6 protein-coding genes are annotated in these 10,946 nt (G+C 55.5%); 2 read left to right on the top strand and 4 right to left on the bottom strand.

From position 1 onward, the window contains the following. Nucleotides 1–606 precede the first annotated feature (606 nt). Nucleotides 607–1,278 carry a hypothetical protein gene (locus K0B87_08075; GenBank protein ID MBW6514696.1) on the top strand — a complete coding sequence of 224 codons (672 nt, stop codon included), beginning with the start codon at nucleotides 607–609 and terminating at the stop codon, nucleotides 1,276–1,278. Nucleotides 1,279–1,770: 492 nt separating this feature from the next. Next, nucleotides 1,771–3,753, top strand: coding sequence for a PEGA domain-containing protein (locus K0B87_08080; protein MBW6514697.1), 1,983 nt, complete (start codon nucleotides 1,771–1,773; stop codon nucleotides 3,751–3,753). A gap of 556 nt (nucleotides 3,754–4,309) precedes the next feature. On the opposite strand, the gene dacB is transcribed toward K0B87_08080, so the two are convergent. From dacB to K0B87_08100, 4 genes are all read right to left on the bottom strand, one after another. Beyond that, nucleotides 4,310–5,788, bottom strand: coding sequence for a D-alanyl-D-alanine carboxypeptidase/D-alanyl-D-alanine-endopeptidase (dacB, locus tag K0B87_08085; protein MBW6514698.1), 1,479 nt, complete (start codon nucleotides 5,786–5,788; stop codon nucleotides 4,310–4,312). Nucleotides 5,789–5,852: 64 nt separating this feature from the next. Further along, nucleotides 5,853–7,133, bottom strand: coding sequence for an ABC transporter permease (locus K0B87_08090; GenBank protein MBW6514699.1), 1,281 nt, complete (start codon nucleotides 7,131–7,133; stop codon nucleotides 5,853–5,855). After that, nucleotides 7,130–9,349 carry a type I DNA topoisomerase gene (gene topA, locus K0B87_08095; GenBank protein ID MBW6514700.1) on the bottom strand — a complete coding sequence of 740 codons (2,220 nt, stop codon included), beginning with the start codon at nucleotides 9,347–9,349 and terminating at the stop codon, nucleotides 7,130–7,132. Before topA ends, K0B87_08090 begins: the two co-directional genes overlap by 4 nt. 28 nt (nucleotides 9,350–9,377) lie before the next feature. Next, nucleotides 9,378–10,946 (bottom strand): SEC-C domain-containing protein (locus K0B87_08100; protein MBW6514701.1); only part of this gene is annotated, 1,569 nt, incomplete at its 5' end.

Below are 10,946 nucleotides of genomic sequence, written 5' to 3' on the forward strand. Positions count from 1 at the left end.
TGGAGTGACAATAAGTATAGCTATCTAATTTGTCAAGAATTATTTGCAGATATCGTAAACTATTTTTCGGGGGAGTTCTACCCCTAGTTTTAGACCTTTTCCAGAGAGTCTATGTGCAAAGGTCTTATACGGAACAGCGGTTTCAACCGGTCGGTCCGCCGGATTGATCCGGTTTTTCCCCAACGGATTCAACTGATTGAACGGATTTGGCGGAGTTCCTCCACCCACCGTTACTCATCACCCCCTTTTTCCCCACCCCGGCGCTAAAAAATATGCGGATGCCAGCCCCGGGCCTAACAACTTGATATATATCGAGGTTAGGAGCCGACCGTCCAGGAATATCGACAGCCTCACACAAAAAAATGAAAAAATCCCAAATTTCTTCTTGACAAGATTTACCGCCCACGTAGAGTTGCAAACGTAACAAAGTAGCTTTTTTTATAGAGTGTAATGTGCGATGAAAGAAAAACCCAAGCTTTCGAGATCAAACCCGGCCGGCATCATGCCCCCGGAAAGTTTTTCCAACGTCGGTTAACGAGCCCCTCAGGGGTTTGAAAGCCAAAACCAAATTTTACAGTTAGAATATCATTCTCATGGAGGAATGTTATGAAAAAATTAATATTGCCGCTGCTGCTCCTGGTTGCCTTTGGCATGCTGGCAGCGGTCGAATCAGATCCGTCCGAAGTCGTCGGATATGTTAAGTATAATACATCGACTGGGATTAACTACCTCGCACTACCGATGTCATTTTCATGGTCTAACACTACTCAGTTTGCGCAGAGTTTTCCCACAGGAACCGTTACTTCTGTAGCCGCATTTGATAACGCCACACATTTGTGGAAAGTTATCAACCGCCTTCCTACCGGCGTTTGGACTGGGACAGCCTGGCCTTTGACTAACGGTAATTTGGTGCGCATTAATGGTGCAGCAACTGTAGCCGCTGCCTTTTACAGCATAGGAGACCTTCCAGCCACAATGCCGTCTTGGACCCTATACACTGGTATAAATTATTTATCTATTCCATTAAATAAAAGTTCACTCACAACCGCCTCTTTGCTTGGTAACAACATAAATACCGGCGGTGTGAAAGTGAATTCGATAGGTAGATATAACAACACCACCAAAGTCTGGCAGATTGCAAATAGGCTTCCTACGGGTGTATGGACGGGCACATTAACTACAGTAGCGATAGGCGACCCTATCAGAGTTAATGCGGTCGTTCAGACTGATTGGCCAGTACGTGGAACAATTGAAGCCCCCCTATCCACATCAAAATAAAAGGAGACAAGAATGAAAAAGTTACTAATCCTGTCATTATTTGCCCTAACAATCATCGGAATGTTAATTGCCGCAGAGCCCCGGACTGTCTATCAGGAAATTCAGCTTCCTGACGGAACAGCTCCAGTTCTCACGGAATTCCCGACCACTGACCCTCATTACCTTTTCAAGGTTACTCATGTAACCTCTGGACTTGGCTATTCAACAGCTGATTCTCCGTATTTCAATGTGAGTTACGAAGCCGCTTTCATGCTACCGATTGTACAATTCGATCAAGCAGCCTGGGCTAATGATTGGGGTAGTGGTGATGCTCTGTTGTTCGAGATCTGGTATCGCTCTGATACAGGCGTACCTTTCAACACTGACATAACCACTCCGGATGTTTATTCCTCAAAGACATGGAATGTTGACAGTGTCGGCGCTGATGACCTGACTGGCCCTGTGTTTATCGTCCCCTCTTGGGGAGATCCAGCATATGGAACCGCTGCTGATATGTTCATTCTCCCTCCTTTGGGTGGTGGCCCAGTCACCTACACCCTCACGGTAACCTCGGACCCGGCTGGCGCGGCGATCATTAAAGACGGCGTTGACACCGGTTTCGTCACTCCCTACACCTTCGATCCCGGCGAAGCTGGCCTTTACAGCCTTGCGGACCTGCCAGGCTACTATCCCTTCCTGCCTGCCTCGATCGACGTTCCCGCACTGACCGAAGACACGACGATCAACTTCACTGCCGAAGAGATCGTTATTGTGGACACCTACACCTATATGCTGTATGTGAACGGTCCCGACGGCTATGCCGTCACCGGCCCGTATGACGGAGTCACTGATTACACAGCTCTCGACGTCAATAATGACGGAGTGAACGACCTGGTTGGCTTCTACACGATCGCAGACGCGCCTGTAGGTTCCTACTGGCTAGTGAATCCGATCGAAGTCACTGGCGACATGTTCGTCCAGGTTCCCCCGGCCAAGAGCGGCCTGAGGAGCAATGGCGCCAAGGTTGATTACGTCTTTGAAGCCACCATCGAATTCGTGCTGGTTACGCCTCCTCCCGTGTATACCCTGACAGTGACCTCCACGCCTGCTGGCGCGGCGATCTGGTTGGACGGCGTTGACACCGGCCAAGTAACTCCCTACACTTGGGATCCCGGCGTTGCCGGCACCTACAGCCTGGCCACCATGGCCGGCTACTATCCCTTCGTGCCGACCGAGATCGTCGTTGGGGAACTGGTCGAAGACACTACGATCAACTTCCTGGCTGTAATTATCCCGCCTGACGAGTACATCTACAACCTGTATGTCACCGGTCCCGATGGCTATGCCGTAACCGGCCCCAACCCCGGCACCACCGACTACATGGCTACCTCAGACGACGTGGCCGATTTGGTTGGCTTGTACACCATCGAAGCCGCTCCTGCCGGCTGGCACTGGGTGGTAAATCCGATCGAAGTCACCGCGGACATGTTCACCCTCGTGCCCGTGAAGGAAACCTTCATCTACGAAGCAACCATCGAATTCGTGCTGGAAGAGGATGCTCCTCCCAGCTTCACCTTCGAACTCAACGCGTTTGACAATGCCTGGTACACCGGTGCCGGATACATTGCCGGCGTGATCATGCCTCCCTTCAACGATCCGCATGACCTCAATGCCATGATCCTGATCGACGGCGTGCCCACCGGCGTGTTCACCCCCTACATCTTCGGCGCCCCGGGCAACCTGCCCTTCGTGCCTGGCGAATACAGCGTCTATATCGAGTACAATCCCAACGACTTCATGTGCTATGACAACTGGATCCCCGCCAGCGTGACAATAGTTGACATCATCACCAACTATTTCACCGACTTCCTGGGAATCAATGATTGCCCCGGCATCACACCGGTTGAACTGAGCAGCTTCACCGCCGCCCTGAATGCCGACATGTATGTGACGCTCACCTGGGTGAGCCAGACTGAAAGCCAGATGACTGGTTATCGCGTCTATCGCAACACCAGCAATGACCAGGCCTCCTCTGTCGCGATCAGCGGCCTCATTCCGGCCACCAATACCAGCACGACCCAGAGCTACAGCATCACCGACACCGAAGTGAACATCGGCCAGACCTATTTCTACTGGCTGGAAGCCGCTGACTATAACAGCAGCAGCTATCACGGTCCTGTGAGCGTGGTCGTTGAAGGCAACGTGCCGCCCGTTCTTCCCGAAACCACAACGATGAGAAATGCCTATCCCAACCCCTTCAAGATGGGTAGCAGCACCACCATCGAAGTGAACGTGAAAGCCGGCGACAACGGAACCGTCAGCATCTACAACGTGCTTGGCCAGGTCGTCAAGACCATCAGCGTCAGCGAAGGCACCCATACGATCACCTGGAACGGCAAAGACAGCAGAGGCAATGCCTGCGGAAGCGGCATCTACTTCTACAAACTGAGCACTTCCACCGTGAACGCCACCAAGAAGATGGTTATCGTCAAGTAACCTAACAATCATAACTGATAAACCGCCCCGGGTTTTCCCGGGGCTTTTTTTTGGGGTTAAGAGTTGAGCTGCGCAAGAAGGGCAAGAGGGGAAAAGGGGAAAAAGGGGAAAGCTGCGCCGATCGGAACACCGATTTTCCCGACGGATTTAACGGATTGAACTGATTTAACGGATCAAGCGTGTCCCGCGGATCTACGCAGATAAAAAGCGCGGATTACGCAGATTAGAAGCCTGGAGTCGAGCGGGGCGGGGTTTAAGACTTGAGCTGCTGATCATAAGGCCTTGTTACCGCCCCGCATGGACTCCAGGATTATTGCCGCCTTGCTGTGATGCTGGAGTCCATGCTCGTTCCTCGCTCGATTCCAGCTATCTCCCCCTGATATTCTGATCCCTGGTTTCCTGGACGTATCCCGCCGAGCAACCGCCCGCTTGGCGGGTATCGGGCGTGAAACATACGGGGGGCGGGTAAGCTGGGTTTAAGAAGAGATAGCGGAAGCGAGAGCCGACACCCATATCAGCGAAAAAGGGACTGTTCCGAATGGGATGAGGGCCCGGATCAATCTCCGCCGTAGCAGGCGAGGGCGGAAATCAGCTCATCCTGCCACTGTTTGGCGGCGGCAAGGCTGGGAACGCCGTTGCACAGGATCGCGAAGGCGTAGGCCTGGCCGCCTGAAACCTTTAGATAACCAGCCAGGCCGCTGATCCCGCGCATGGTGCCGGTTTTGGCATATAGCTCCGAGTATTCCGGCAGCTCCTTAAGGCGTTTCTCCAGGGTCCCCTTTTCTCCCGGAACAGCCAGGGAGCCCTGAAAAACGGGAAACCAGGGCTGGTTGTGGGCATGGCAGAGCAGGATCCCCAAATGGCTGGCCGAGGTCTTGTTTTGCCGGGAAAGGCCGCAGGCGTCGGCGATCCTGAATTGGTCCGGGGTTCCTTTGACCTCTCGAGCCAGGCTGGAGAGACGGTCCCGGCCCGCGTCATAATCCCCGCCCAGAGCGGGAAGCAGCATCTCAGAGGGGAAATTGGAGCTATCCTTCAGGATGATCGGCAGCAGTTGGCCGAGGCGCACAGACCGAAAGGTGAAAAGAGGCTGCGGAGGAACCCCTAAGCCAGGCCTTTCCTCCTCCCGGCTGAAACCGGAGACCTTGATCCCCCTGCCTGCCAGAGCTGCCCGGATATTCTGCAGGGCAAAAAACGCCGGCTCGCGCACCGCGCCGTTGAGAAAATCCTTCACACCCAACCCCAATTCGCCATGCAGGGCGATCTTGCGCGGATCCGCGGCCAGAGTCAGCCAGACGTCCGCGCCCTGTCTGGATGTGGTTTTCACCCGGTTTTCCGCCTCATGCCAGACATAGCCAAAGCGGTTGGCCATCCGGGCAGGCCTGCCCAATCGGTCGGCAGCGAAGAGATCATAGCGCACCATGTTGGCATTGAAGGAAAGGGGGCTGAGGCTGGGAGCATAGCCGTAGGGCCTGTCGCCGGCCTGCCATTGACTATTGTATATTACTGTGGGAAAAAGGCTTATGTCTGCCACCAGATCGCCTCTGACCTCCCTTATCCCCAAGGCCAGCAGGGAATCGGCCCAGAGCTCGAAAACGCTGTGCGGGCCTTCGGGATAAACGGCTTCCAGCCAACTGGGATCGCCTCCTCCCCGCACCACCAGGTCGCCTCGCAAAACACCGTTTTGGATACTGCCCCGATAGCCGACAGCGGTCTCAAACACATGGTCCGCGCCCAGCCCCTGCAAGGCGCCCACGGCCGTGTAGAGCTTTTGCAGCGAGGCTGGGACCAGCAGGGCGCCTGCGTTGTGGGAATAAACCAGGCTGGTGTCCCGGGGAGCGTAGATCGCGACGGACAGGCTGGCACCCTGCATGCCGTGAGCAGCCACCAGACTGTCCAGAACGGAGCTGAGCCTACCGGCTGCCTCGGAGTTTGCGGACAGGCCGGAGCCGCAGATCCAAAGCAGAAAGAGCAGCAGGATCATCCTGCCGGGAAGGAAACTCCCGGCTGGAGGCGCTTTTCGAGTATCGATTCTCATCCGGACAGCATTTCCGGAAACAGCTATGCTGTCAAGATTGGGGATCTGGTTTGGGAAAACAGCCCTACTCGAAGTAGTAGATGGCTTGGATGGGATCGATGCGGGCGGCTTTGATCGCGGGATAGAGTCCGGAAAGTACTCCGACGAGGAAAGCGAAGAAAAGCCCCAGCAGGACTCCCTGCACGGGCAGAAAGAGATTGAAATGAATGGCGCGGCCGATCAGGCCCAGGATGAGCGAGGCCAGAATGATGCCCAAAACCGCTCCCAACATGGCCAGGCTGACCGATTCAAGGATGAAGTAGAAAAAAATGTCGCGTTCCGTGGCTCCGACGCTCTTGCGGACGCCGATCTCCGTCATCCGTTCCTGGATGGAGATCAGCAGGGTGCTGAACAGCCCGATGCCGCCAACGATCAGGGATATCGAGGCAATGGCGATCAGGGTGACGTTCCACTTGCCCATGTATTTGTCGATCTCTTTGGTGATCGTGAGCATGAGTTCGCCCACTTCCACGAAGCTGAAATTGGGATACATGCTGTGGCGCGCGAGCAGCAACTGGCGCGCCTGGGTCTTCAGGGTGCGGAATTCCTCTTCCGAAGCGGCTTGCAGATAGATCAGGTGCAGGCCTTTGTTCGTGCCCAGATACTGGCTCCCATATTTGAGGGGGACATACACCGCGCTGAGATCCTCTTTGCGCTCCCAGGAATTGAAGTTCATGCCGCTGCCGCTGGAAAGCTGGTCGTCAGCGAGCACGCCCACGATCCGCAGGCGGTGCGGGCCCAACTGCAGGGTCTTGCCGACAGGATCGGCGGAGCCGTATTGCTCCTTGGCAAAATGGTATCCGAGCACCGCGACGGGCAACAGCTTGTCGTTCTCATAGCCGTTGTAGAATCTGCCCCGCTGGATGGGATAGGTCTTGTTGGCAAAATATTCCGGGTCGGTGGCGCGCAGGCGGACCTGCTTGTCCTTGTTGCCCAGGCGCATGATGGCGGAACTTTCGATCATGGCATAAGCGCTTTTATGGGGGATCTGCTCCCGCAGCGCCAGATAATCGTCGTAATCGATGGTGCGGACGCTTTTTGCTGCCCGGCGCAGGACGCGCTGGCTGCTTCTGGGGCCGAAGATGGAACCTTGCTGACCGGCCGTGATCAGCACCGAATAGTCCCATCCCATGCCCTGCATGTTCGAATTGATGAGCTCTTTCAGGGCATAGACGCTGGAAAACATGGAAACCACGGCCAGCACGCCGATCACGATGCCCGTCAGGGTGAGAAGGGAGCGCAGTTTATGGCTCAGGATGCTCTGAAAGGCGCTGCGCAGGGCGTCCCAAGCTGGAACGCGGGTCATTCCATGGTGATCTTGCACTTCGGACATTGTTTGAAATTGCCCCTGGCTTTGCTGGATTTTTCCACCAGATAGGGATTTCCGCATTCCGGGCAGGGTATCGGGACAGGCTTGTCGTTGGAGATCCATTTGCAATCGGGGTAGCGGGTGCAGGAATAGAAAACGCTGCCCTTTTTGTTCCGGCGCTGCACGATCTCACCCGTGCCGCATTCGGGGCAGGCTATGCCCGTGGTTTTGGGACGGGAATATTTGCATTTGGGATAGTTGCTGCAGGCTATGAATTCGCCAAACTTTCCGGTCCGTTCCATCAGCGGGCTGCCGCATTGGGGGCATTTTTCCTCCAAGGCCTTGGGCACCGAAATGACGATTTTGCCGTCCTTGTCCCTGGTGAAGCTTTTGCTGTTTTTACAGGCTGGAAAGCGGCTGCAGGAAAGGAACTCCCCGCTCCGGGAACGTTTGATGAGCATTTTCCCCTCGTGGCAGACATCGCAGACAAGCTCGGTTTCCTGCACGAAGGCCTTCTTTTCCGCCTTGACGTCCACTTCCTTGATCAGCTTGGTCAGTTCGTCGTAATAGTCTCTCACCAATTCATGCCAGATCGCCTTGCCCAGTTCCACTTCGTCCAGTTTGTCCTCCATTTGCGCGGTGAACCGGACATTGAAGATGCTATCGAATTTATCGACCAGAAAGCGGTTGACGTCCGTTCCCAGGTCCGTGGGATAGAAGCTCTTTTTCTCCATGCCGACGTAGGCGCGCTTGCGGATCGTGCTGATTATGGAGGAATAAGTTGAAGGGCGTCCGATGCCCTTGGCTTCGAGTTCCTTGATCAGCGAGGCTTCCGTATAGCGCGGCGGCGGGGTCGTGAAATGCTGGGATTTTTCCAGCGCGTCGTGTTCCAGGCCATCCTCTTTGGCGTAGTCCGGATGGACCTGTTCGCCGGGAATGATCATCACATGGGGATAGGCCTTCATAAAGCCTTCATCCAGGATCCGGTTTCCGCTGGCTGAAAACCGCGCTTTGCCCAGGGAGACCTGAACGCTCGTATGCTCCAGGGTCACGGGCTTCATCTGGGTGGCGACGAAGCGCTGCCAGATCAGAGTGTACAGCTTAAGCTGGTCCTTGCTGAGGCTGGCCGCGATGCTTTCAGGAGTGTGGAAAGCGTCGGTGGGCCGGATCGCTTCGTGGGCGTCCTGGGCGCTGGACTTGTTTTTGTAAACCCGGGTGCTGGAATGAAGCAGTTCTTTGCCGAAGCGGTCCTTGACCAGGGCCTGGCAGTTTTCCAAGGCTTCCTTGGCCACGCGCAGGCTGTCGGTCCTCATGTAGGTGATCAAGCCTGTGCGTTCGCCCTTCAGGTCGATCCCCTCATACAGTTCCTGGGCGATCTTCATCGTCTTTTCAGTCGGCAAACCAAGGATCTTGGAGGCTTCCTGCTGCAGGGTGCTGGTGATGAAAGGCGGCTGGGGCTCGATCTTGCGGGGTCCGCGCTTGACTTCTTTCAAGATGGCTGCGGCAGATCCGATCTCGCCTATGATCTCCAGGGCTTTGGCTTCATCCGGGATCTCGATCTTCTCGCCCTGCCACTTATCCAGGCTGGCCTTGAAAGGCGGCAGTTCCCCTTTCCAGAAATTGGCCTCCAGCTTCCAGAACTCCCTGGGCACGAAATCCGTTACTTCCTTCTCCCGCTCGCAGATCAGGCGCAGGGCAACGGATTGGACCCGGCCGGCGCTGAGGTCCTTGGCAATGACTTTCCAGAGCAGCGGAGATACGCTGTAACCCACGATCCGGTCCAGGACACGGCGGGCCTGTTGGGAATCCACTTTGGCCATGTCCACTTCACCGGGGTTCTCCACCGACTTGTTTATCGCGCTGGAAGTGATCTCATTGAAGACTATGCGATAGACCTTTTTTCCCACCAGCTCCTTTTCCAGGACTTTGGTCAGATGCCAGGCTATGGCTTCGCCCTCGCGGTCGTGGTCGCTGGCCATGTATACGGAATCCGCCTCTTTGGCCGCGGCGCGGAGTTCCCCGATCACCTTGGCCTTGGCTTTGTCGGTTTCATATACCGGAAGGAAATTATGCTCTATGTCGACTCCCAGAGCGTGTTTGGGCAGGTCGCGGATGTGTCCCATGGAGGCTTTGACCGCAAATTGGTTGTGCAAGAATTTGGAGATCGTGTTTGCCTTGGCAGGCGATTCAACTATTATCAGGCCTTTGGGCATATCATATCCTTATCTATTAACTTTTTATCTAATTGTCATCTTCAAAGCGGCCGCAGCATTTTTTGTACTTCTTGCCGCTGCCGCAGGGGCAGGGATCGTTTCTGCCCACTTTCCGGGCCACGCGCACGGGTCGCTGCTTTTCCCCGCTTTCCTGGTAGGGCCCGGAAAACTGGGGCGCCTCGCTTACGTTCTGCTGCCCGGAAACCTGCAGTTCCTGCGCCCGGATGAAAGCGTTCACATCCTCATGCTTGAGTTTTGAGTCCTTCAGCATGCTCTCCATCTGTTCCTGCGAGAGGATGTAAGTGGTGAAGACCTTGCGGGCCACATTTTCCTGAATGCGGGTGATGAGGCTTTGGAAGAGGTCGAAGCTTTCCCGCTTGTATTCGAGGACGGGATCTTTGTTCGCGTAGGCGCGCAGATGCACGCCGTCCTTGAGCAGGTCCATTTCGTGCAGGTGATCGCGCCATTCATTGTCCACAACTTCCAGCATGCTGCGGCGCTCAATGTCCCGCAGCACTTCGTCGCCGACCTGCTGTTCCTTCTTTTCGTAAGCCTGCAGAACGAGTTCCACCAAGGTGTTTTTCAAAAGCTCTTCGCTGAGGTGGTCCGATTCCAGGTCGCTGACATTAATGCCCACGTTGAGCGCGTTCCTGAACCAGAAGGCCAGGCGCTCAAGATCCCAATCCTCAGGATAGGTGCCCGGAAGAATGAAACTGGCCACGGTGTTGTTCACCGTCTCTTCAATCATCTCCAGGATCTCCGGCTTCAGCGAATAGCCCTTGAGCACGCTGCGCCGGTAGGAATAGATCACTTCGCGCTGCTGGTTCATCACCTCGTCGTATTTGAGCAGGTTTTTGCGGATCTCAAAGTTGTGCTCCTCCACCCTTTTTTGGGCGCGTTCCACCGCTTTGGTCATCCAGGGATGGCGGATTGCGTCTCCGGGTTTGAGGCCCATTTTCATCATCATCGGAGCGATGCGGTCCGATCCGAAGAGGCGCATGAGGTCATCCTCGAGAGAAAGGTAGAAACGGGAAGTGCCCGGATCGCCCTGACGCCCGGCGCGCCCACGCAACTGGCGGTCGATGCGCCTGCTTTCATGGCGCTCGCTACCGATCACGTGCAAACCGTCCAAAGGCAGGCCATAAGGATGCTCATCTGTCAGAGAGGAACTGATCCCGCGATAGTTTTCACTGGTTTGGGTCACAACGCCGGCTCCGAGCTTGATATCGGTTCCCCGGCCGGCCATGTTAGTGGCAATGGTCACCGATCCCGGCTCGCCAGCGGAGGTGATGATCTCCGCCTCGCGCTGGTGCTGGCGCGCGTTGAGAACGTTGTGGGCAATGCTCCTGCGCCTGAGCAGGCGGCTGATCGTTTCCGATACTTCAACGCTCACGGTTCCCACCAGTACGGGTTTCTTCAGCTCGTGCCAGTAGATGATCTCATTGATCAGGGCTTGGTACTTCTCGTTCTTGGTGAGGTAGATCACGTCCTCGTGGTCGATGCGCGTGACGGGAACATTGGTGGGGATCGACATCACGGGCAGATTATAGATCTCGATGAACTCGGCTTCTTCCGTGACCGCGGTTCCGGTCATGCC

Origin of the sequence: Candidatus Syntrophosphaera sp., assembly GCA_019429425.1 — a bacterium.
GTDB lineage: Bacteria > Cloacimonadota > Cloacimonadia > Cloacimonadales > Cloacimonadaceae > Syntrophosphaera.